Here is a 21,799-nt window from a genome sequence, read left to right on the forward strand (position 1 = left end):
TACGGTTAGTTGATGCCATATAAAGATTTCAGGGTTTGCTGGTCACCCGCCTCCCTTGCCCGCTGTACGGCCAGGCGGTAGGTGTGGTCGTTAAAGCCGCGCAGGAAACTGAGCTGCCCGTGGCCACCGGTATAGATACGGTCAATCGCGGCCAGCCGCTCGGCATCGCTCATCCGGAGCCGGCCGTCGGTGAGGATTATGGTGAGGTCGTTGATGTTTTTCAGGCTGGCCGAAATGAGGTTATTGTAAACATCCATTATATAGACGATCTCGTCCGGGCTGAAACGCCCGTTAACCCGGAACATCGCCCAGGCGGAGCGGTATTCACTGAGTATGGTCGCCTGGTCATTGATGATATCCGCCACGCGCGGATATTGCCGAACGGCCGGACTCACGATCATTAAACCATCAAGGAAAGCTTCGTGCAGCGAAAAGTTGCCTTTCGATACGTCCTGAACCGCACGGTAGCCTTTGCTCACAATCTCGTAACCCTGGTACATTTGCGATAAAATCCTTTTCAGGCCGCTCAGCTTCCGGTAATCCAGTGTCAACTGCTCAATGCAGTCGGCGATAGACTGCGCTTTACCTGCTTTCGGGACCGCAAGGCCCAGGGCCAGCGCGATCAGGAGGATAGAAATGGTCTTTTTCATTACTGAATACCGTAAAGTTTTTTGAGCTGATCGTTCTGCTGGCGGGCGTGCTGGCGGTCGGTCGCCAGCTTGCGGCATTTGGCGGTAAATGAGGCGGCAAAGGCTTGCTTGTCCTGCATGGCTGCGTAAAGGTGGTCCAGCCGTTCCAGCCGTTGGTGGTCGGTCAATTGCAGCTTCCCGGGTGTCAGTACCTGTAAGAGTTCATCCATATCCGCCTGGCATTTTTTATCGAGGCTTTGGTAGACATTTTGGATATAGCCGATCTCGTCACCGGATAGCACTTTTTGTTGCTGCTGCCGGCTTAATTCAGCCGCGAACAACCTGTTGATCTGCCAGCACAGGTCGCTAATCGCTTTTCCTTTGGGGTTATTCGCAATTACCGGGTTAACCTGCTGTAAGGAGTTGAAATAAGCGGTATGCAAACCAAAGGTGCCGCCCTTCATCGCATTAGCGGTATTGAGGCCGTTATTCACAATACCATAACCGCTTTTGATGGCATGCAGGTAGGTTTCATAACCCGCGATCTGAGTCAGCATGATCTTCACTTTGGAAGCTTGCTGGTTAAAAAAACCGCCCGTGCCCTGCGCCCGGCTTTGACCGGGCAGGAGGCTGGTGAGAGAGAATATTAAAAGGTACTTTTTCATATTGTGTTGATTCTATTGTTGTTCATTTTTTAAGTCTTAGCCGCTGAGGGGAAAACAAAGCGTTAAATCCAGTCTGCGGTTCTCCCCGCTGTGTCTTGTCCCGTGCTTTTGCTTTTTTCTATCACCAGTCGCTTGTTCCGGCGGGAAAAAAAATCAGCCCCCGGTTCAGGGCAGCCCGTACAACTGTCTGATCTGCTGCCGGTCATTGTCATCCCTGGCGCGTTCAAGGCTAAGCGTTTCGTTCTGGCTGTTGTATTGCCGGAGGTGGTCGAGATTGGTCTGCATCCCGGCGGAAGCGTGGTGCACAAGCAGCATTCTTTCGGCATCATCCATCTGCGTGCTGAACGAACTGACGGCCAGCAGCGCCTCGTTAAGGTTGCGCAGGCTTTCCTGTAAGATGCCGCTGTAGATATTTTCCATGGATTGGAGCTCGGATGCCGAAAAATGCCGGTCCTGGTGGAAGAGGCGGCTGGCCGACTGGTATTCCGCCAACAATTGTTTTTGCCGGCTGATGATGGTCTTGATCTCATCATAACCGGAGATAATGGTTTTGACCGTCGCCAGTTCCTCGTAATAATCGGCGTAAAGTTTGCGTTCCTTACCGAGCCAGCTGTTGATATCGTTGAGGCTGGACAGGTGCAGGCTGTTTTCGAGGCTTTGCTCGGCATTTTGCAGGGCAATGGTCTGGTTCTGTAATTGCTGTACTTTCAGGTCAATGGCGATGATCACTTTTTTAATGATCCCGGAGACGATGCTGACTACGGGGATCTGGGCCCGGACGGTGTTTCCGGTGAGGAAAAAAAACAGGCAGGCGAGCACGCAGACCGGGGGTTTGATTTTTCTTTTCATGAGCGTTTCTATTTTAGTGTACTTTGTTTTTCTTTGACCAGCATTTCGATGCCCTTTTCGAGGCTGCCGTATTGTTCGGCCAGCTGCCGGACTTTGACCCGTTCCTTGCCTTCGGTGGTATAGGCATAATATTCTTCGGGGCAGAGTTCATTTTTAAAAACCTTCAGGAGCTGCCCGCCGATATCGATGAAGATCTCGCGGTTGTCCTTGTTGACCGACAACAGGATGGTTTTGCCTTTTTCATTCATACCGAGCACGTCCTGCAATTTTTCGATCTTGCCCTGGAACTTGCGCATATCCATCAGGATCTTGATGTCCGCGTTATTGATAATCGCATCTTTGATAATGGGTGAAGAGATCAGGTCCTCCAGTTCCTGGGTGATCACGATGGGTATCCCATTAAATTTCCGGATGGTCTTGAAGGCATATTTCAGGAATTCGGCCATGCCGGATTTGGCGATAGCCTTCCAGGCTTCGTCGATGGTCAGCACTTTACGCACCCCCTGCAGCTTGCGCATCTTGGAGATAAACAGCTCCATAATAATGAGTGTTACCACCGGGAACAGGATCGGGTGATCTTTGATATTATCCAGCTCGATGACAATGAAGGGCTGGTCGAGCAAATTGAGGTTTTCGGTGGCGTTAAGCAGGTAATCAAACTCCCCGCCCCGGTAAAACGGCCCCAGCACATACAGGAAATTATCCAGGTTGAAGTCCCGGTCTTTCACGCGCTGGTCTTTCAGGATCTCCCCGTAATGATTTTGCAGGTACTCGTAAAAGGTATTGAAACAGGGGAATATCGCCGTGTCTTTCGCCAACTGCCGGTAATAGCCTTGCAAGGCATTGGACAGTGCCACGTATTCGCTGCGGTAATAGGCTTCATCCTCTTGTTTCCAGAGGGCGACGAGTAAGGCCTTGAGGCTTTCTTTTTTCTCCGTGTCCAGGCTTTCCCCGGCTTTGATATAAAAGGGGTTAAAACGGATGGGATTCTCCTCCGTATAAGTAAAGTAATAGCCTTTAACCAGTTCGCACAAACCGAGGTAACTGCCGCCGATATCCACGGTCACACAATGCGCACCCTGGTCATACAGCGAGCGCAGGATATGGTTGACCGTCATCGATTTACCACCGCCTGAAGTACCACAGACCAGCACGCCCATATTGGAAGAGATACCCTGGGTACGCGGCCCGTCAAACAGGTCGATAAACACCGGGGTCCCGGAACGGTCACAAAAACGGATGCCTTCCTCCGGTTTGGCGCTTTTGTAATTGCTTTCCAGGTTCAAAAAGCAGCAGGCCTGTTCGGCGAAGGTGTCAAAGGTATCATTGACGGGAAAGTCCGCCGCATTACCTGGGATGCCCGCCCACCAGATCTGCGCGGCACCGGCTGTTTCGGGTTTGGCGGCTGCATCCATACCGGCCAGCGCCGAAGCGACCTGGTTTTTGATGTCCTTGAGTTCTTCGGTATCGTCCGACCAGGCCATGACATTGAAATGCGCCTTGACCGGCAGGCGGCCCTGGCTGATCGCCTCGTTCAGGAAATCATTGGTTGCCGCCAGCGAGATCGCATTTTCGCGGGAATAAGCTGACAAAGATTGCAGGCGCAGCCTTTTCTTTTCGAGCTGTTTGAGCGTGGCCTGCGCGTCGCCGACCAGGATATACTGGTTATAGATATGGTTGCAGGGTAAGAGCAGGCCCAGGTTAGCCGCAAAGCTGACCGGGAACTTGGTCTTATCCGTCGAATAGGCATCATAGGTCATGCGCGAACCGCAGAGGCCGGGCAGGTTTTCGGCGTCGCCAAGCGTATAGATAACCGCTTTACGTTCGCCGATCTGGACGCCCTCCTCGAAACGGATATCCCGGTAAAGCAGTTGCTCTTCCCTTTCCGACAAGTAGCAGTAACGTTCGATCAACCCGCTTTTGCTGACCTGGCTTTGCAGGCCGCCGGCATTTACCCTTTGCAATTTGATCAGGCGGCTGTCTTCCAGCAGGCGTTGGAACTGCCCGGCCAGGTCCAGGAAATTCCGCAAGGACTGGGGCTTCAGCGTATCCTGCGGCGCGAGGTTCGGCCGCAGCAGGTTGGAGAGCAGCGAGCTGGAAGGTTTTCGCCCGGCAGGCTTCTTGGTCAGCAGGATATAACAGTCATGCTGGCGGTAAGGCCTGCCGCTGAAATAACGGTCGGCGGCCTGCTTTAAAAAACCTGGCGCGGTCTTCCCGTTTTCCGGCCGGTACTGTTTTTCCATAAACCAGTCCTGTTTATGCAGCACGGTATCTTTGGGCAATACCCGGATGGCTTTCACCCAGGCCTGGTGCAGGGTTTCGTAATCCTCATCTGACAAGGTGAATATCTCCGGCAGGCTCGCTTTAAAGACCACCGTTACATCGCCCTGCTTGGACAGGATACAATCGTCTTCGATGCCCATGATGGGCAGTATATTTTTCAGTTCTTTTTCCATCTCACAAATCCTTCTCCTATCGTTGCGCGGTGAGGAAAAAATCAAAAGCTGCTTTTCCCCTCATCAGTAAAAAATTAAAATTTCGGTCGTATACGCGGCTTGATGCGCCGGGCGATTTCCTGGTGTTCCTGCAGCAATTGTTCCCGGTTGCGCCGGATCAGGGCAGGGATATGGGTCTCGCTCAATGGAATGACCTCCGCTTTCAAATCTTTTTGGATCGGGAACCTTCTTAGCAGTTCCCGCTCGTCCATGCCATATTGCCTCGCAGTTTCCACCGGGTCGAGGCCGATCTCGTTCGGGATGCGGATTTTGATCACGCCCTCGGGGAACTCGGTCAGTTTGGCGTCGATCGCTACGACCTGTTTCATGACCGGGTGGTAAAATGCTTCGTAATTCCAGCCGTCATTGGTCAGCTCAAAGCTTTTCAGGCTGAGCACAGGAAAGAAATATTGCTGGTGCCTCAGTTCGTGTAAGCGCAGGTCGACGATAAACGCTTCACCGGCGATATCGATGTGGGGTAAAATTCCCTGGCGGCGCAGGTATAAAGCGTCCTGGTCAACAATGACATCGAAGTCGGTCTTGCCTTTGAACTCGCTTTGCGGAACGCCATATTTTTCGGCCATGCCGGCAGGGTCAAGTTCTATTAATGGTGGGATATGAAAGGACAGCCAGGTTAAGGGATCCAATACCGCCGGCGTACAGGTTTTTTCCACGATATCGTAATTCAACAGGTAATGGCTGCCCATATCTTTCATGTCGTTCACAAAAGATATTTCATGGTCCGGCCTTTGGGCATCGCGGAGCACTTGCTTGTCGATATCGACAATAAAATCGGTATCATGTATCGTATAAATTGGCGGTTGACTTAGCTTATTCATGGTTTACTCCTTTCACTGAGTTGCTGGAAATTCCTGCGGGTATAAGATTTAAGGACCTTGGGCGACCGCTTTTTCGCCATGGCCTTCATCAGCCCATGTTCCCCGTACTCATGGCTGAGCGCGAATATTTTGATGGTGCCGCCTGCAGCCGCGCTGCCGGTCAGCGCCAGGCAGATCCAGGTGCTTACGCCGAGGATATACAGCGCAGCGAACAGGATCAGCAGCCCGATGACCAGGCCGCCGAAATACCAGATATACTGTGCGCGTAATCCCCGGAACTCGATGCTTTTGTTAATGCCTTTGTTGAGGTTATAAATGCTGTTGTTCATACGCTTAATCCTTTCGCTCTTTTAAATGTTGGCTTGATCTCCTGCTGAGGAGAAAAAGCAGTTTCACCGGAATTAGCCACCAGGCGCCCATGCGGTTGATGACCGGGTTCCTGCAGGCTGACCACGCTCGCATCAATCCCCACAGTTGTGTTTTTTTCCTCACCAGCTACCTGGCTAATCGCCGGCTGCTCACCATCCGGCTGTTGCTGCGCCTGCTGTTTTTCCTGTATTTTCTGTGCAATCTCCCGTTCAAGCCGGCCGAGTTCGGACTTCATCTGCTGGAGCTCCGCCTCTTTTTCAAAAGGCTTGTCCAGTATTCCCCGGAGCTGGGGTATCTGCCCGTCCATTTCCCGGCTTTCCTTCCGATATTTTTCTGCCAGGCCGTCCACCTTGTCAATCGCATTCAGGAAATAGCGGGCAGCGAGCTTCGGGTTATCAGTATTCGGCGCGCCGGAGCTGAAGGTATAGCGGATGCTGCCGTCCGGCCTTTCCGCATACAGGCTGTTGTATTCGTTATTGAACAGCCTGCCGTCAAGGCTGCCCAGTTCCTTCTCATGGCGGATATAGAGTTTGAAGCCATAGAGTTCGCCCAGCTCTTTGGGGTTCTCCGCATCGCTTTTGGGTTTCCAGGCGCGGTAGAGCCTGATCAGGTAATTGCCGACCGCCTTTGCGTCAGCACTGGGCATCTCCTTCAACCGGATGGGGTTGGATTTGCTGCCGTCCTTCTCCATTTTGAGCTGGCTATGGTATAACTGTTGGTCAGCGGCCAAGGCCCGCAGCGTTCCCGCATTATCCGCCTTTTCCTTTTCAATGTTCTCCAGTTGGTAGCGCACCCGCACGATCTCCCTGAAATGGGCCGTTTTCAGGCTTTCGGTGACTGCGATCTTTTTCTCCAGCTTGGTTTTTTCCAGCAGTGTGGTATCCCCCGAAAGGATGGCGATGTATTCCGAAAAGTTCATGCCGCTCTTTTCATCGATGGAACCCTCGTCGATGGTGCGCACGTTCAGCTCGCAATTCTTCATCTGCGCAATAAAGGTTTGCTTGTTTTTGAGCAGGTTGAACTTGTAGTTGTCCAGCGATTGCTCTACGGCATAGATGAAATTCTGCACCTTGTTGCCGTAACCGGATTTGGCCAGCTTATTGCCCTGGCGTGCACCACGCCCGTTGCGCTGTTCCAGCTCGCTGGGTTTCCAGGGAATATCGAGGTGGTGCATGGCGATCACCCTTTCCTGCACATTAAGGCCGGTACCTGCTTTTTCGGTACTGCCGATCAGGATGCGGATCTCGCCCCGGTTCATCTTTTTAAACAGTTCCGGCTTTTGCTTATCCGTCCAGTCATGGATATAGGTGACCTGGTTAGCCGGGATGTCCATATCCCGCACCAGCTTTTCTTTCAGCGCATCATAGATATTAAAACTGTCAGGTTTGGGCGTACCTATATCGCAAAAGACGATCTGGGTACCGCGTTGCGCCTGGCTCTCCCGGTAGAGTCCGGCCAGTTTGCGTGCGCAGACATTGACTTTAAAGTCCGGGTGGTCATCATATTTGTAAGGGTCAATCAACCGCATATCCGCCGCCATCTTTTTGGCATAATTGGTCGCGATCAGCATCCGGCCTTTATCTTCGTCCCCGGTCAGGGGTGCCCGTCCGATCAGCGTGGCGTCGCCGGTTTTGGCGAATTGCATCAGGCGTTTGATAAATTCCGACTGTTCGGGGGTAGGCGGAATATTGACCAGCTGTTCATCCAGCGCGGGCTTGTCCAGCGCGATATGCCGGGCGGTCTTGTAATCGGTGATCTCGTTGTAGAACAAGGCCAGCTCGGGCACCTTGATAAAGTGGCGGAAGCGTTCCTTGGCAATGATCTCGTTGGTGACCGAAAACTCAAAGTCGGTGGTTTTCTTGGCGAATACCGCCGCCCAGCCGTCGAAGTTTTCAATGCATTGCCGCGCCATCTCCTTTGGCCGGAGGTACTTAAAGATGAGGTACATCTCCGTCAGGCTGTTGGAAATGGGCGTACCGCTCAGAAAGGTAACACAGAGATCGCTGTCGAATTTCTCCTGGAGCGTGCGCACCGCGAACAGCATATTCAATGCCTTCTGGCTGCCTTGGGTATTGCCCAGCCCGGCGACCCTATCATGCCGGGTGGTAAAAGTCAGGTTCTTAAACTTATGGGATTCGTCTACGAACAGGTGGTCCACCTCCATTTCCCTGAAGTCAATGCCCTTGTCCTTTTTGCCGGCGATCTCCTGCTGCAGGGTTTTGAGCTTAACGGTCAGGTTCTTTTTGCGGAGTTCCAGCCCCTTGAGCATCCGGCGGGAAATATCCCCGCCCTCCGTTTGCAGGGTATCCAGGTCGCGCTCGGTGTTGTTGAGTTCGGTTTGAAATATCCGCTGCTGGATTTCGGCCGATTGCGGGATCTTGCCGAACTGGTCATGCGTCAGAATGATACAGTCCCAATTGTTGTTTTTAATCTCGTGAAAAAGCCGGAGCCGTTTGTCGGGGGTAAAATCGTTTTCACCGGGTGACAGTATCCGCGCTGCTGGGTAAGCTTTGCGATAAGTTTCCGCAATCTGGTTGACATTGGCTTTGAGCGCCAGGATCATGGGTTTATGAACGATGCCGAGTCGCTTCATCTCCTGCGCAGCTACGATCATGGTCAGCGTTTTGCCCAGGCCGACCTCATGGTCAATCAGCGCGCCCCGGTTCTGCATGATGCGCCAGGCCGCATTTTTCTGCGAGCTGTACAGGTCTCCGATGCCCAATGCCTGCCTGTCCAGACCGGGAAATTGCAGGTGGCTGCCGTCGTATTCGCGCAGGCGGTAACAATTGAACGTATCGTTGTACAGTTTTTCAATAGCCTTCTTTTCTGCTACCGGCAGATCGGATAACCATGCGGTAAAGCCGTTGCGGATCTGCTCAATCTTCTGGTGCGCCAGCTGGATGGCCTCGTTGTCCGGGTAGCGTTTGGTCTGCCCGCCGCCCAGGCTGACTTCGTAGCTGAAATACGGGCTGGTATTTTCCAGCGCATGCTCCAGCAAGGTATAACCATAAGTCCGGCGGCTGCTTTCTTTGGGCGTGATCGCAAATTCCCGGCTGATCTTTAAATTGCTGCCTTTGGTCGCCACCTTAAAACTGTCGCTGCCATGCAGGTAGGCAATAGTCACCGGCAGTTCAAAAAAGTCCGTCGCAAAGCGTTCATAATAAGCCAGGGGGAACCAGCGTTCACCGAGGTTAAAATCCAGCAACTCAAAGGGGATGGGTTCCGGCTGCACCCGGCTGATCTCCTGCAGGCTATGTTGCAGTTGCGCATCGTCCGGGCTTTGAGCTGCTATACGCTGCGCGGTTTCCAGTTTTTGCACTACGTTGCCCGACAGGTATTGATCGACGGTTTCCCATTGCCGGTTCTGCGGGTTCAGGCAGATATGGCTGTGCAGACTGATCATGGTTTCCTCAGCAGACAACCCCGTAGCCGCACCGATAAAGCCCAGGTCGACTGCACCTTTTTCATTCAGGCATCGGGCAAGGGCAGACACGGGGTCGTCCGTTTTAAATTTCTCCCGGTTACTGAAGACAGGGCCGCTCAGGATATCCGCCCGCTTGAAGTCGTTACCGTTTTTGACCTCAATGGAGGCCAATAATTTAAAACCTTCCTTTTCATCGGCCAGGATTAACCGGCGGTTGGCCGGGCGGTTGAGTTCGCCGTATTGGCTGGTGAATTTGTCATAGGCCTCATTCAGTTCACGACGGAACGAAGGATATTCGCTTTGCGCCGTCGCTTCGGTTTCAGATAGCGCCAGGTAGGTATCCCGCACGCGGGTATAACGCTCATAAAACAGCGCATCCCTCTGGTCTGCCAGCGGCTGGAAAACGGCCTGCGTCCGGGTTTCATTGATCCGGTGGATCGTACCTATTTGACCGTTCAGGCTGACCAGGCTGCCTTCCTGGTGGAAGGCGTTGAGCGCCCGGTAATAAATTTCGGCGTTTTGCCCGAAGTTAAAATGCGCCTTCAGGCTCTGGTCGCCCTCAAAATAGAAATCATGGTTAAATGCCTGCAGTTCGGGCACCAGCCGGGGCAGTTCCTGGCTGAGCAGGTTGCCATTGATCCAGCCATTGGGGACAGACACGTCTTCAACATTGACATACAGCTGGTACAGGTAATATTTCTGGATGGCATGCCTGGCGGTGACCAGCACCACGATTTCATGGTCCGGACGGTCCTTCGTGCGGATGGTGCCGATCAGCCTGGCGGTGTTTTTTAAGACCGTTTGTTCGTCACCGGCACTGATATAATCCATGGCCCGGTTACCGTTTTCAGCGGGGGCAGTATCGAACAAGCCTAATTGGACACTGACCTGGTTAGCGGATTTTTCCGGCATGGGCAGGTAGTTCAGGTTAGGTTTTTGCCCGACTTTTTCTTCCTCACCGGGAAATTGCTGCGCTTTATAAAAGGCCTGCTTGTCGAATAAAGATTGCAGGCCATCACTGATATGCTCCCGTATTTTATCCCCGATGGCATTGATATCGCCCTGCTGCCAGTAGACTTCATGGGCCAGGCCGTATTGGTTCTTACCTGCTTTAACGGTATCGGCGGCAATCAAGCGCTCCCGTTCGGTCACAATAAACTCATTGACATGATATCGGCCACATTCATTGACCTGCTGCATCGTTTCCAGCAGCATCGCTTCATCCGGGCTCAGGCCGGTTTTACCGCTGTTTTTTTGCACGAGGAGCAAATGGCTCGGCGCTTCCGTATTCCCGGTATCCTTCATCAGGTTATCGGGCATCACAGTGACGCTGATAAAATCGGCATGCAGGAACAGGTACTCGCGGGCAGCGCGGTTGGAGGGGCTGTTCAGGAAAGCATCCGAGGTAATATAGGCCATCAGACCGCCCTCGGCCAGTTTGTCCAGCCCTTTGGCGAAAAAATAATTATGGATCTTGCCGCTGATGTCCTTATCCGGGAAAGCCGGGTCGAATACCTGGAAATTACCAAAGGGAATATTGCTGACGATCAGGTCGTGGCGGCCGTTTTCGGTGGTTGCGGTTTCCTCCAGCCCTTTGATCTGCACGTCGACCGGCACGGGTAAGGTAGCGGCCAGCGCCTGCAAAACCATCCCGGTCACCAGGTCTTTTTCCACAGCGGTAACTCGTTCGGTCTCCGGAAAAGTTTTGACCAGTTCGGTGATAAAGACCCCTGCGCCGCTGCTGGGTTCGTAAGGGCGTTTGGGGCTGATGCCCTGTTCCTTTAAAACTGCGTATAGGGTTTGGGGTACGACCTGAGGTGTATAATAGGCCGTAAGGATACTGTCGCGGATGGACTGGACGGCGGTTTTATACTCCGCTTCGTTCAGCCCGTTTTTCAAAACCTCATGCAGCTCCATCATGGAGGGGTACAATTTCAGGTCGCTTTGCGATGCGTTCCGGTCGATCCAGCTTTGCTTATCCCCAGCCGGGAATAAGACCGCTTTCAGCCCGCCGAAACCGGCATAGGCCTGCAAAGCCGCCTGGTCTTCCGGGGGTGCGGTTTGCCCGTTCCGGTGAGCCAGCGCAATTTTGATCGCTGCGATATTGTCCCTTAAATGTTGGATCTGGTTATAAGCCATGGTTCCGCACTTATCGTTTTCGCTTTTGGTTATCGTTCCAGGTATTCCTCCACCATGCCCATGATGGCGTATTTCAGTTGGCGGCTGTCTTCGCTTTCCTCGCCGAATCCGAAGATTTCGAAAATGGGCTCGCAGGCGCCGATCAGGTTGATGACCTCGTAGGCGAGGATGCCGCTTTTATGCCAGCGGCGGTAAGCCGTGTCGAATTCCGTTTCCAGCAGGTCGCGCATAAAATTGAAGCGCGAGGGCCGCAGGTCGCGGGTCAGTTCTTCCAGGCACAGGGCCTCGATGACATAGGCCGGGCGATTTTCTGATTCCAGTCCTTCCCAGAGTTCTTTGACAGAGCCTGCCTTGGTTTCCAGGTAGGGTGTCAGGCGGTGGTCTTCCTGCAGCGCAATGAGCAGGTCGAGGTGGTGGTCCAGCAGGTAGCTGTACAGTTTGCTGATGAGTAGTTCTTTCATGATATTTTTGTCCATGAGGTTTTCAATTGGGGCTGGTGAGGGAAAAAAGCATGGCTGCAGTCATTGTTTATGCGGCCGGAAGCGTTGTTGTGTTTCCTCACCGGCGTTCTGATTTTACCTTCAGGGGCGGGGCTACAGGCCGAAAAAGGATTTGATAATGGTGGCGACCACGACCAGAAAGATGCAGGAGCCGAACCAGGCGGCGGCGACTTTGGAGGTATCCTGGTCGCCGGAGTTCCATTTCTGGTAGACCTTGACGGCCCCGATCAGGCCGACGAGGGCGCCAATGGCATACATCAGGTTGGTACCGCTTTCAAAATAGCCGCGTACCTGGGTGTTGGCCTGCTGGATACCGGCGTTGCCGTCCTGGGCAAGGGCATAAAAGCCGGTGATGGCTAATAAGGCGCAGAGCGCACTTGCTTTGAGGGGTATTCCCTTGAATCTTCTCTTCCACGTTTTCATCTTCACTTATCTTTTTAAATTTATGGGTATGGTTTTTCCATCTCCGCTCCGCCCGCACAGGCGGAGGGAAAGGAAAATTGCTGCCGCCGTTTCCCCTTTTTCGGTTAACCGGATGGCGCTGCGCGCCGGGACGTTCGGTCAGTAAATTTTTTGTTTTCCGTTGCCGGCCCCCGGTATTGACCGGGGAGCCGGGACGGAAGGGGCACGCCTGCTACACGCTCCACCACTGGTCCACCTCCTCTTCGGTAAGCAGGGCGGTGCCGGTTTTTTCACATTCGTTCACAATCAGTTCGTTGATGGCCGGCCGCTCTGCTGAGGCGGCCAGTGCAGGATGTTCCTGTAATATTTTCTTCAGCTGGGGGATGAGTACTGCCGGTGCAAAGGGTTTTTCGGAGGCGATGGCGATGCAGGCTTTCAGCCGCCCGGTGAGGTGATCGGTATCGCTTGGGATTTCCTGCTGTTGCCGGTTTTCGCTATTCACCGCGGCGGCGCTGGCCGGGCAGTCGGCTTCTGATTCCTGGTATCGCAGTGCGGCGGGCAGTTCGTTGGCTGCGTTTTCCCGGCCGTTCAGCCGGTTGAGCAGGCTGCGCAGTTCATCGCTGTAAAAGCTGGCGCCAATCCATAGGTAATAAGCTATGTTGAGAACGGTCACGCCGGTGAAGTAAGCGGCCCAGCTCATGTGTTGCAGTAAGTGGTTCATGTCTTTTTGCTTTGTTTGTTTCAATAATCGGCAGTGTTATGCTGCCTTTTTGTTGATACAAAGCAAGCGTAAAAGGCTGTGCGCATAAACTTCAACTTTGGATTGCACCCTGGCTGCAGCCACTGAAGCCTGTTGAAAACCAGCTTTTTAAAGTAAAATAAAACAGCCGGGTGTAAGCTTTAAAAGCCCATACCTGCCTCGGGAATTTAAAAAAGGGCACAACAGTAGAACAGCGGGCAGAACCAGGCCGGAACCATCTGGCCACAAGTCAGAGAACCGGGAGGCTTAGCTTGCGAATCGCTACCTGGGGCGGACAAGGGATGGCTCTGACGGTTAACGGCCTATCCCGCAACCGCGATTGATCCGGACAAAATAATAGGGATATCAGGTCATAGACTACTTTCGCGAAGGCAAAACTGGCTTAGTTTTATAGAGAGGAAAGTGATGACCGATTAGCTGCAGTACCACATTTTTGATTTGAATCAATTTTTTATAACCGAAAAATATTATTAAACTTTCAACCGGCCTGTTTTCAAAAGCAAAGAAAGGGATGTTCCAGGTGCTTCATTTGAACTTTCCGGCAAGGGATCACCATCGTAAACGCCGGTTGAATAGCCGCACAGTTGCTCACATCCTGTAAAATTGATTTCGGCTTGATGCATGGTATACAATTTTTGACTGAAATCATGCCCGTTTCCTAACCCGGGCTCTTATTTCGCATTATTAATTTACCGCGTATGGAAAACCGATATCCTTTCAAAAGGCTTGATGAACTGGTGGAATTCAAACTGGACCCGCTCTCAAAAACATTTAACGCTCCGGCGGAGGAAGAGCAGGAGGCCATGCGGGCGTCGATTTCGGCTTCCCTGGAGGAAATTTTTACAGCCCTGAATGCACAGGTTTTTTTGCTGTTTTCAAGTAACGCAGCTGTACCGGTCATACAGGCCTTTAAGAATGCAGTTGCGTGGCTGCATTTACGGGTGGAACAAAACCTGGTAATGACCACGGACCTTGCCTCGCAGGAGATGAATAGGTTTTTACTGGAAGGGCTGGAAGAACTGCAGGTTCGCATAGATAAACGGCATGACGCGCTGGCCGGGCAGCCGGATAATTTGAAACGGATGGCTGCTGACAGTGCCGTGAATTACAAAGTCCTGCTAAAGATGAGTGTTGACCAGTTTGCGATCATATTGAAGGCGGCGGATGATGCGCGGATACTGGCTTCGCGCTCCCTGAGCATGGTCTTTCGCAGCGTGATTCCGCATATCTCAACAACGAAAACGGAACACGTTTCCTGGAAGAGCGCGCGGAGCAGCACGTATAAAATGGAGGAAAATGACAAGTCTGCTGCTATAGCGGTGTTAAAGCAACTGATTGACCGGATACAGTCTTACTAGCTGGTTTTCAGGAGTGAACACCTGTTTTGAACTCGGTTAGCAGTTCAGAAACATCAATTTCCAACGCCTCGCATGCCCTGAGCAGCGAGGTGAACCGCAGGTCCTGCCCGTTCTCGTACCTTCCCCATTGCGCGCGGGGAATATTCTTTTCATTCGCAAATGTTTCGGAGTTCGAAAAGCCCAGTTCAATCCGGCGCTGCCGGATGAGGCTGCCCAGCTTGGAGAGATTATCCTGTTTGTTTAATTTCCCGGCCGACATGCCGTAAAATAACTCAAAAGATAAGATTATTTAAACTACTCATAAGTTCCTACTTATAAGTAGATTTTTATCTATATTTGAGTAATTTTATGTGATGTCCGGATTACCATTACTCACGAAACCAATTGAAGAGACAGGGTTGAGCCTGGCTTTTTGCGAAAAAACCAGGAGCATGGGTTTCCATAATTTGGCGGAGATTTTGGAATTAAGGCCAAAGCAGCTGACAGAAATACCGGGATTCAGCTATAACTGGCTTGGAGACCTTGTCACCTTCCTGGAGGAAAAAGGATGCCTGCACTTATTACAGCAATAAGCGAAAAAAAATTTTTGTCGATGAAGGCGATCATTTGCTGCAAATGACCGCGGACGTGGGCGGCGGTCACCTGGTCGGCGGTATAGCAGTTTTTACTCAGGCTGCGGGGGGACATACAGGCTTGATTTTTACTGGAAAAGGTCCGGGATATCTGATCGACCAAACCGGTCAGCGTTATTTTACTGAATATACCGCCTTCGAAAAGCAGACGCGCAAAAAGGGCAATTTGCGGGACCGGAAGTTCAAGTCCTATTTTTTCCAGTAATGAATGGTTGGGTTTTACAACTGCGTTCCCGGTACAGGCAGTCAGCTCTTCGTCTATCCAGGACCTGAACATTTGACCTGTGGACGGCCATTCAGGGTCGTAAACCAGTAATATATTTGCGTCAAAAGAAAACCGCGATCTTTCCGCGCGGAGCAGGCTGCTTTTATCGGTATTGTTTAGGCCGCATAGTTTTTGGCGAACGGTCTCCTGATATGCTTTAAGCAGCCGGATATTATTAAAGTTCAGCGATACCAATTCGGTTATCAGCCATTCTTCAGTATATTCAGGAAGTCCGGCCGGCCATTGTGTTGCAGTCAGCTCTTCGAGGAAGCGCGCATAGTACTGAAGCGCGGCTAAAGTCGAGAAACGCGGCAATAGTTTTTGATCGAATAAACTTAAATAATTTTCGATGCTTTTTCTCAGCGAATTATTCTTTATACGACTATTCAGGCGTTGAATTAAGGTTTCTTTTCGGCAGGCCAGGCTTTTTACGGTATTGGTAAGATAGGCATGAGGCAGTATAACGTTGGTGTCAAGGTAAGGAAGTGTAAACTGTACTAAATATCCGGTCAGCTGTAAGATATCAGCTTGACTAAACAGCGTCGAATTAAGCGGCGTATCGGGCAGTTGCGCGATACGCCGCAATTGGAATGTAAAGTACCGTTTTAGCTTTACGTCTGGCGAGCCGGAAAGCAACATGCGCTCCCATTCGGCTAAAAGCCATCCGGTGTCGAAAGTCCCGCAGGAATCCGTCTCAACGGTAAAGGTAATCCCGGTCAATGCATTCTTCCGCATAGCAAACTCTCTACCGCTTCATTACGTGTGTAGTACTGATGGTAAATGACGATAGTGGTTCAGTCGGGCAAGTCTCAGTCGGAAACATGGCTGCGTTAGGGAGTTGCTGGCTTGCAAAGCGATAACGATCACTGTAAGCTGATTTCAAAATTCTCATGTTTTTTTTCATAATGGTTAATTTTTGTTTAATTTAAAGTTCCTGGAAAAGTCCGCCAATTTTATTACATGAACGCCCTGATTACCTATGTCACCGACAAAGCAATGAAATTAACAACGTCTTTATCAGCAGGGAAAGGAGTCACTATCATTACCCATGCCTGCTGCTGGGCGTTATATATTACCTACGAGATGATTAGCCTGATAGGTATGCACCAGGTATTGGCTCCGGCTTATGTATATGTTGCTTACTATATGGTTAACATTGGGTTTTTCTACGGTACGGCAGCTACTCTTTACGCGATTTTCACGGTTAAGCGCTGGAGTATTGCCGGCGGCTTTATTCGTTATGCGGGTCTGTCCGTCATTTATTTGTTGATAAAATTGATCATTTCCGCCTTTATCGAAAATCACCTGAGCGTGCTGCTGCGATTCACCGATAATTTGCAGTTCGTCTTCCCCTGGCTGTTCCGGAGCTGGTACTTCGCCTTGCTTGGCGGCTTCTATTGGGCCACAAATCACTTTGCAGTTTATCGGTTAAAGCTGGCAAGCCTGGAAGCCGCCTACCTGCGGCAGCGAATCAGCCCTCATCTTTTATTCAATTCATTGAATTTCATTTACAGCGGTGTGCAGGAATGCTCCGAAGATGCAGCAAACGCGGTGCTGCTGCTGTCAGACCTGATGCGTTCCAGCTTAGCCGGACCTGGAAGTGACGGCAAAATTGCGCTTGGGCAGGAGCTTACCCAGGTAAACCGGCTCATTCAGCTCAACCGGCTCCGTTTTGCGGGGAGAACGCTGGTGGATAGCAGCGTTGGGGAAGGCAAAGATAAATTTCGAATTGCCCCATTGATATTGGTTACGCTTACTGAAAATATGTTTAAACATGGTGACCTCTCCGGGAAGGGCCAGCCAGCGCACCTCGCGATTTCGGTTTCGGACGACGGCCAACTGCTGTGGCGAAGCAGCAACCGGAAAATACGCGAAAAGGAATCGCCGGGAACAGGCCTTGGCCTCGGGTACGTACGCGACCGGCTGGAACAATTTTACCGCGGAAAATATACGCTCGAAATTGAAGCTACTGAAATTGATTACCAAGTGAAAATGACTATATGGCTCTAAATATCACCTGTTATATCGCTGACGACGAATCGCATGCAATAAAAACACTGGAGCGCTATGCTGAGAAAACAGCCGACCTGGAATTGGCAGGCACCGCGACGGACGCAGCAGTTGCCCTGGAAGCAATTATGCGGCTTCGTCCGGCGGTTGCTTTCCTGGACATCGGCATGCCGGGAATCGACGGGCTCCAGCTTGCGGGTCTTCTCGGCGGCCCCACGAAGATAGTATTTGTGACCGGCCGCCGCGAGTTCGGTCCGGAGGCTTTTGCCCTGTCGGCCCTCGATTATTTGCTGAAACCAGTTAGCTATGAGCGTTTCCTGCAATGTGTAGCACGATTGAGAACACCGGCGGAACAGCCGGGAACAGCATCCTCATTTTTCTTTGTAAAGACCGGCGCGAAGGGAAGGCTTGAGAAGATCTGCATTCCGGAAATTATCTATATCAGCGCCGCGCTGAATTATGTGGAAATACATTTCAAAGAACGAACCGTGCTCACCTATCTCAGCTTCAGTGACCTCCTGGAAAAACTTCCTGCGGATCAGTTTCTCCGGATCCACAAGTCCTATATCGTCAACCTGGAATCGGTCAGCGTATTGGAGTATGGGCAGTTGGTCTTGTATAGCGGGATAACATTACCCATCGGGCGGGTTTTTCGCGATACATTACAGAAAACGCTAAGCGCCTCCTTCCTTTTCAGCAAACGCGAGTCGCCATGAACTGCCTATGCCCCTTGCATGCAGGGAAGATAAGTACAGGTAAAGACAATGCCAGACGATCATTTCCTGCTTCCGCGGCTCAAACCTGAATGTCCGGTTAAGGTTCATATGCACCAGGTCTGCCGTTAACTGCCCGCTGGTTGTCTCCCCGGCAAAGGTCACCGAAACAAGTGCAGCTTTTAGGTCCTTAAGCGGGCCGGAAAGGTAAACCGGAACTTTAACTTTCGGTTCCAACAGGTCCGCTATTGCCTTCCTGGCCCCCCTGAAGTTTTGGTCAAGTGCGATTTTAAGCTTTTTCTCCCCGCCGGCTTCCCGGAAAAGATTTTCAGACACGGAAAGGGCCAGAGCCAGAACCTGCTGGTCACCGGGGAGGAGCTTGTCGAGGATCAGGGCAGTGACATAGATGCCAAACTGGAATTCGGTCCATTCCTTTTTTCCCCGGCGATCCGAAGAGATGAGCGCAAGCACCAGCAGGCTGCTGCGGTAAAATACTGCTTCCGCTGCAACAATGAACCCGCCATAGCGCTCCAGCTCGCGCTCATAGGTTGCAACCACATACTTTTGTACAAAGGCACCTGCAGTGACTTCTGTCATTTCCCGGAAGCTGGTCAGCAGCCGCCCGTTGTCGCCGGGGTTAATCAAAAGCCGCAGCCGGAGATGGTGCCCTTCCTCGTTGTACCGGATAAAAAACCATTGGGTAATGATTTTTTGGTTTTCGCGGATGAATGGTCCTATCAAAACCGCCAGAACTTCATTGGCGGTTTCCTCCGTGCAGTAGATCTTCAGGAAGAGCCATTCGCTGCCCGGCGGGAAAGTACGTCGCGTCCGCTTACGGTGCACAGTACCATTGCCTTCCGGTTTACGGTAAATTGTCCCTTCTTTATACAGGAACGCGATGCTTTGACCGGCGAGCGGCCGGTTACCGGTTTTGATGGTTTTAGCGGGCTGAATATATTCCTCGAGGATTAATTCTTTTTTACCCTGGACGAAGCGAAGAAAGAAATCTGCCTCAGCCGGGTTATCCAGGTCAAAAACCAGCTGCTGATCGTGGCTGCCGCAGATAACAACCTGGGGCAGTTGTTGCCGCACACGGATGATGGACAGGGCTTCCGCAAATGCAGGGGCGCCAGGCGCGGGTAAGCCGGCCGCATCTATCACCCATCGGGCAGGCGACACAACAGTTTCACCGATTTGTATGCGCGGGTAGTAATCCAGCCCCGGGAAGAAACGGCCCGGGTCCAGCGACAAATCACTGCAGAGCCCCTGGTGCTGCAGGTCGCAAAGGAACCGAAAAACAGCAAGCTGGTTACGCTGGTAGTTGAATGCCGAAGCAAGGCGGGGTACAATCCTTTTTCCGAGACGAGGGCATTCGAGGATAACTTCACCTTGCCGGCAGGAGATCAGCAGTTCGGCCGGGGTAATCACGTTTTGATCCGCGCCGCTATTAAAGGTATTGACCGCCAGCTCATACGGATAAACCGGCCTTCGCCGGCTGATGTTATCGGTATGCGGGTCGGAAAGCTGGCTGATGTCAGCGAAAATAATTTCCGGGTTTTGTTCCGCCTCCAGCCGGGCAATGTCCCGGGAGAGCTGAGCGGCTTCGCCGTTAAAAACCGAAAACCGGGCAATGAGGGCGGCAGGGGTAGCGCCGCCTGCGTATTCAATGTGCAGGCGGCCCGATGTCTTCCTGAAAATTACCGGGAGCACTGGCGGCAGCGGTTTTGCCGGCAATGGTAAATCAGCCAGCATATCCGCACTGATCACCACGGGTATACCCCGTCCTTTGGCCGTAGCCTCACCTGTCAGGCGGAAGAGCAGTTGATGGGTGGCCGTCCATTCCTGGCGCGCTTCCGCCTGGTTTACGGCCAAACCCATCCGGTCGATGATTTCCGGCAAACCTGCCCCGCGCGCGAGGTTATCATAATTAACGCCGCAGTCCGGGTCGAGCGCCAGAAGGAGCGGTACCTGCTGTTCCCCGAAGCGCGCCGAGAAAGCGCGGGCAAACCGGTCCAATACGGTTTCGGTCCGGGCTGAGGTCAGCCGGGCCAGCCCTTCGATAGCCGCCAGGAGTGCGGCACCTTCAAGCAGGGGCAATGTACCACTGGCCCAAGGCCGCCCGGTAACGGCGTACCAGGTCACCGAAGGGCCGGCTGCTTTATCCAAATCAGCCGGAAGATCCGGTGACATAGGACAGGCAATAAGCGGCGTTTCGTCCGAAATCAAACGTGACCGTGACCCTGAAAAGAGGACCTGTGCACTGATAAGCTCCCGGGTAAAGGCCTCCGCCTCCTTAAGTTCAGCACCCGTCAGCCCGGAGACAAAAGCTGACACCTCAGTTATTCCGGCGTTTTTCCCGGATAGCCAGCTGATCACACGGTTGAGCAGCCTGGACCCGGGCATGGCCCCGATGCTGAACAGCAGGCGCCCCCCGGAATCTACCGAGCGGATGTACCGCCATTCCCTGCCTGCTTTGTACAGTGTAGGGTTGGTGCAGATCGCAGAGGCGCCGCTGCTTAAAGCTGGCGCTTCAGGGTCGCCAAAAGGCTGAAGCTGCGGCAATAAGCCCAGCCGCAGTTCGTTGTCCCCCGCCAAACGCAGGTCGTCCCGATGGCCCCAGCACACAACGGAAAAAGCGGCGAACAAGCCGAAAGGCGTTGGTCGGAAACACATGCGGTTATAATATTTCAGCAGGGTAAACTGCTGTTTTTGCGTTAAATCCTTGTATGAAAACCCGCGCTTTTCCAGTTCGGCATAAAAAGACCTGCTTGCCAGCCAGATGGCGTTCCGGAACAGGGGGGTACCCAGCAATTCCGGCAGCCGCTCCGGGTCATAGCGCAGGAAGCTATAGACCGGCGTACGTAAAAACGCCTGTTCGTACAATCGATAGCCCGTGTTATTTTTCATGGTTCATAGGGGGTATATACCCTTTTACTACTGTTTTGCCTTTATCCAGGCCTGTTACTTTGTCTCATCAATTGCCACACGATGAGAACATTTTTAAAATCTTTACCGTCCGCAGCATTGGTGCTGCTGTATGCATATGCCGCCGGCAGTAAGCTGGCGGATGTTGCCGCTTTTCGGCGGGAACTGCACCGGCAGCCTTTTCCGCCGGGAGTGGCCGACGTGTTGTTGTACCTGTTGCCGGCGGCTGAGCTTGCCGTTGCAGCGTTGCTGCTTTTTGGCCGCACACTGCGGACCGGGCTGCAGGCTTCCCTGGTGCTGCTGGTGCTGTTCACCGGCTACATCCTGCTGGCGATGCTGGGCTACTGGGAACAGGTTCCCTGTTCCTGCGGCGGGATCATCAGCCACCTGACCTGGGGGCAGCATTTGGCGTTCAACTGCTTTTGCATGGCTGTCAACCTGATGGCCCTTCACATTTATGCTAAAGGGGAAGCCGGTAACCCTCGACCCGATCCGGCATAATGTTTTATCTTTTATTTTTTTCATTATGAAACGTGTTCAAAAAAGCGTGTCCATGGTTGCTTTGGCGCTTGGATTAACCGCAGCACTGGGTTTTAATGCCCATGCGAAAAAATCGTTCACCACTTACTGGTTCGACACCACCGCTGCGGGCGTACCGACCAGCTATGATCCCGACGGCGCCCAGTGCGCGCAGGCCTCCGGCGACTACTGCTCGAAGGAGTACAACGCCAGCCAGCTGAACTTCAGCGGCGGCATCCCGGTCAGCGTAAAGGCCGGGCAGGAGAACCTGCAGATCCTTGCCGAGCGCAAAGGCAACTAATTGTC

General features: G+C 52.4%; 19 protein-coding genes. 5 read left to right on the forward strand and 14 right to left on the reverse strand.

From position 1 onward, the window contains the following. Nucleotides 1–5: 5 nt before the first annotated feature. The 11 genes from Q3W13_RS04440 to Q3W13_RS04490 form a co-directional block, all read right to left on the reverse strand. Nucleotides 6–650: a TerB family tellurite resistance protein gene (locus Q3W13_RS04440; protein ID WP_302861678.1), complete on the reverse strand. Its 645-nt coding sequence runs from the start codon at nucleotides 648–650 to the stop codon at nucleotides 6–8. Further along, nucleotides 650–1,294, reverse strand: a complete 645-nt coding sequence (locus Q3W13_RS04445) for a hypothetical protein (RefSeq protein WP_302861679.1) — start codon at nucleotides 1,292–1,294, stop codon at nucleotides 650–652. Before Q3W13_RS04445 ends, Q3W13_RS04440 begins: the two co-directional genes overlap by 1 nt. Before the next feature lie 165 nt (nucleotides 1,295–1,459). Beyond that, entirely contained in the window at nucleotides 1,460–2,143 is a 684-nt protein-coding gene (locus tag Q3W13_RS04450; protein ID WP_302861680.1) for a conjugal transfer protein TraI, read from the reverse strand. A gap of 8 nt (nucleotides 2,144–2,151) precedes the next feature. After that, the gene (locus Q3W13_RS04455; RefSeq protein ID WP_302861682.1) at nucleotides 2,152–4,599 is read right to left on the reverse strand and encodes a TraG family conjugative transposon ATPase; all 2,448 of its coding nucleotides are present in this window, start codon (nucleotides 4,597–4,599) and stop codon (nucleotides 2,152–2,154) included. A gap of 74 nt (nucleotides 4,600–4,673) precedes the next feature. Beyond that, nucleotides 4,674–5,477, reverse strand: a complete 804-nt coding sequence (locus Q3W13_RS04460; protein WP_302861684.1) for a hypothetical protein — start codon at nucleotides 5,475–5,477, stop codon at nucleotides 4,674–4,676. Further along, nucleotides 5,474–5,806 carry a DUF4133 domain-containing protein gene (locus tag Q3W13_RS04465; protein ID WP_302861686.1) on the reverse strand — a complete coding sequence of 111 codons (333 nt, stop codon included), beginning with the start codon at nucleotides 5,804–5,806 and terminating at the stop codon, nucleotides 5,474–5,476. Before Q3W13_RS04465 ends, Q3W13_RS04460 begins: the two co-directional genes overlap by 4 nt. Next, the gene (locus Q3W13_RS04470) at nucleotides 5,803–11,409 is read right to left on the reverse strand and encodes a helicase-related protein (protein ID WP_302861689.1); all 5,607 of its coding nucleotides are present in this window, start codon (nucleotides 11,407–11,409) and stop codon (nucleotides 5,803–5,805) included. Before Q3W13_RS04470 ends, Q3W13_RS04465 begins: the two co-directional genes overlap by 4 nt. A gap of 29 nt (nucleotides 11,410–11,438) precedes the next feature. Then, nucleotides 11,439–11,870, reverse strand: coding sequence for a DUF1896 family protein (locus Q3W13_RS04475; RefSeq protein WP_302861691.1), 432 nt, complete (start codon nucleotides 11,868–11,870; stop codon nucleotides 11,439–11,441). 132 nt (nucleotides 11,871–12,002) lie between these two features. After that, nucleotides 12,003–12,332 (reverse strand): DUF4134 domain-containing protein, encoded by a 330-nt coding sequence (locus Q3W13_RS04480; RefSeq protein ID WP_302861692.1) that lies wholly within the window; start codon nucleotides 12,330–12,332, stop codon nucleotides 12,003–12,005. A gap of 211 nt (nucleotides 12,333–12,543) precedes the next feature. Beyond that, nucleotides 12,544–12,984, reverse strand: coding sequence for a hypothetical protein (locus tag Q3W13_RS04485; protein ID WP_302861694.1), 441 nt, complete (start codon nucleotides 12,982–12,984; stop codon nucleotides 12,544–12,546). A 557-nt stretch (nucleotides 12,985–13,541) separates the two neighbouring features. Next, on the reverse strand, nucleotides 13,542–13,694 hold the full coding sequence (locus Q3W13_RS04490) for a hypothetical protein (protein ID WP_302861695.1): 153 nt from the start codon (nucleotides 13,692–13,694) through the stop codon (nucleotides 13,542–13,544). 75 nt (nucleotides 13,695–13,769) lie between these two features. On the opposite strand from Q3W13_RS04490, the gene Q3W13_RS04495 reads away from it, so the two are divergent. Continuing rightward, a complete protein-coding gene (locus Q3W13_RS04495; RefSeq protein WP_302861696.1) occupies nucleotides 13,770–14,429 on the forward strand; it encodes a hypothetical protein in 660 nt (219 codons plus the stop codon). Between the two features lie 7 nt (nucleotides 14,430–14,436). Here Q3W13_RS04495 and Q3W13_RS04500 read toward each other — a convergent pair whose 3' ends face one another. Next, nucleotides 14,437–14,688 (reverse strand): helix-turn-helix domain-containing protein, encoded by a 252-nt coding sequence (locus Q3W13_RS04500; protein ID WP_302861697.1) that lies wholly within the window; start codon nucleotides 14,686–14,688, stop codon nucleotides 14,437–14,439. Nucleotides 14,689–14,954: 266 nt separating this feature from the next. Continuing rightward, complete coding sequence (locus Q3W13_RS04505; protein ID WP_302861698.1) at nucleotides 14,955–16,061, reverse strand: hypothetical protein; 1,107 nt, start codon at nucleotides 16,059–16,061, stop codon at nucleotides 14,955–14,957. Between the two features lie 225 nt (nucleotides 16,062–16,286). On the opposite strand from Q3W13_RS04505, the gene Q3W13_RS04510 reads away from it, so the two are divergent. After that, the gene (locus Q3W13_RS04510) at nucleotides 16,287–17,336 is read left to right on the forward strand and encodes a sensor histidine kinase (RefSeq protein WP_302861700.1); all 1,050 of its coding nucleotides are present in this window, start codon (nucleotides 16,287–16,289) and stop codon (nucleotides 17,334–17,336) included. Continuing rightward, a complete protein-coding gene (locus Q3W13_RS04515; protein ID WP_302861701.1) occupies nucleotides 17,327–18,052 on the forward strand; it encodes a LytTR family DNA-binding domain-containing protein in 726 nt (241 codons plus the stop codon). The genes Q3W13_RS04510 and Q3W13_RS04515 overlap by 10 nt, the downstream gene beginning before the upstream one ends. Here the strand turns inward: Q3W13_RS04515 and Q3W13_RS04520 are convergent. After that, on the reverse strand, nucleotides 18,011–20,956 hold the full coding sequence (locus Q3W13_RS04520) for a lantibiotic dehydratase (RefSeq protein WP_302861702.1): 2,946 nt from the start codon (nucleotides 20,954–20,956) through the stop codon (nucleotides 18,011–18,013). The genes Q3W13_RS04515 and Q3W13_RS04520 overlap by 42 nt on opposite strands. A gap of 81 nt (nucleotides 20,957–21,037) precedes the next feature. On the opposite strand from Q3W13_RS04520, the gene Q3W13_RS04525 reads away from it, so the two are divergent. Both Q3W13_RS04525 and Q3W13_RS04530 read left to right on the forward strand, forming a co-directional pair. After that, nucleotides 21,038–21,475 carry a MauE/DoxX family redox-associated membrane protein gene (locus Q3W13_RS04525; protein WP_302861704.1) on the forward strand — a complete coding sequence of 146 codons (438 nt, stop codon included), beginning with the start codon at nucleotides 21,038–21,040 and terminating at the stop codon, nucleotides 21,473–21,475. Between the two features lie 25 nt (nucleotides 21,476–21,500). Beyond that, a complete protein-coding gene (locus tag Q3W13_RS04530; RefSeq protein WP_302861706.1) occupies nucleotides 21,501–21,794 on the forward strand; it encodes a hypothetical protein in 294 nt (97 codons plus the stop codon). The last annotated feature ends 5 nt before the right edge of the window (nucleotides 21,795–21,799 follow it).

Source organism: Mucilaginibacter sp. L3T2-6 (assembly GCF_030519355.1).
In the GTDB taxonomy this organism is placed as follows: domain Bacteria; phylum Bacteroidota; class Bacteroidia; order Sphingobacteriales; family Sphingobacteriaceae; genus Mucilaginibacter.

What these genes read in the sequence shown, in the direction of transcription:
- Q3W13_RS04440 (WP_302861678.1), bottom strand. Translation starts at nt 650, where the DNA reads ATGAAAAAGACCATTTCTATCCTCCTGATCGCGCTGGCCCTGGGCCTT.
- Q3W13_RS04445 (WP_302861679.1), bottom strand. Translation starts at nt 1,294, where the DNA reads ATGAAAAAGTACCTTTTAATATTCTCTCTCACCAGCCTCCTGCCCGGT.
- Q3W13_RS04450 (WP_302861680.1), bottom strand. Translation starts at nt 2,143, where the DNA reads ATGAAAAGAAAAATCAAACCCCCGGTCTGCGTGCTCGCCTGCCTGTTT.
- Q3W13_RS04455 (WP_302861682.1), bottom strand. Translation starts at nt 4,599, where the DNA reads ATGGAAAAAGAACTGAAAAATATACTGCCCATCATGGGCATCGAAGAC.
- Q3W13_RS04460 (WP_302861684.1), bottom strand. Translation starts at nt 5,477, where the DNA reads ATGAATAAGCTAAGTCAACCGCCAATTTATACGATACATGATACCGAT.
- Q3W13_RS04465 (WP_302861686.1), bottom strand. Translation starts at nt 5,806, where the DNA reads ATGAACAACAGCATTTATAACCTCAACAAAGGCATTAACAAAAGCATC.
- Q3W13_RS04470 (WP_302861689.1), bottom strand. Translation starts at nt 11,409, where the DNA reads ATGGCTTATAACCAGATCCAACATTTAAGGGACAATATCGCAGCGATC.
- Q3W13_RS04475 (WP_302861691.1), bottom strand. Translation starts at nt 11,870, where the DNA reads ATGAAAGAACTACTCATCAGCAAACTGTACAGCTACCTGCTGGACCAC.
- Q3W13_RS04480 (WP_302861692.1), bottom strand. Translation starts at nt 12,332, where the DNA reads ATGAAAACGTGGAAGAGAAGATTCAAGGGAATACCCCTCAAAGCAAGT.
- Q3W13_RS04490 (WP_302861695.1), bottom strand. Translation starts at nt 13,694, where the DNA reads ATGCATCAAGCCGAAATCAATTTTACAGGATGTGAGCAACTGTGCGGC.
- Q3W13_RS04495 (WP_302861696.1), top strand. Translation starts at nt 13,770, where the DNA reads ATGGAAAACCGATATCCTTTCAAAAGGCTTGATGAACTGGTGGAATTC.
- Q3W13_RS04500 (WP_302861697.1), bottom strand. Translation starts at nt 14,688, where the DNA reads ATGTCGGCCGGGAAATTAAACAAACAGGATAATCTCTCCAAGCTGGGC.
- Q3W13_RS04505 (WP_302861698.1), bottom strand. Translation starts at nt 16,061, where the DNA reads ATGCGGAAGAATGCATTGACCGGGATTACCTTTACCGTTGAGACGGAT.
- Q3W13_RS04510 (WP_302861700.1), top strand. Translation starts at nt 16,287, where the DNA reads ATGAACGCCCTGATTACCTATGTCACCGACAAAGCAATGAAATTAACA.
- Q3W13_RS04515 (WP_302861701.1), top strand. Translation starts at nt 17,327, where the DNA reads ATGGCTCTAAATATCACCTGTTATATCGCTGACGACGAATCGCATGCA.
- Q3W13_RS04520 (WP_302861702.1), bottom strand. Translation starts at nt 20,956, where the DNA reads ATGAAAAATAACACGGGCTATCGATTGTACGAACAGGCGTTTTTACGT.
- Q3W13_RS04525 (WP_302861704.1), top strand. Translation starts at nt 21,038, where the DNA reads ATGAGAACATTTTTAAAATCTTTACCGTCCGCAGCATTGGTGCTGCTG.
- Q3W13_RS04530 (WP_302861706.1), top strand. Translation starts at nt 21,501, where the DNA reads ATGAAACGTGTTCAAAAAAGCGTGTCCATGGTTGCTTTGGCGCTTGGA.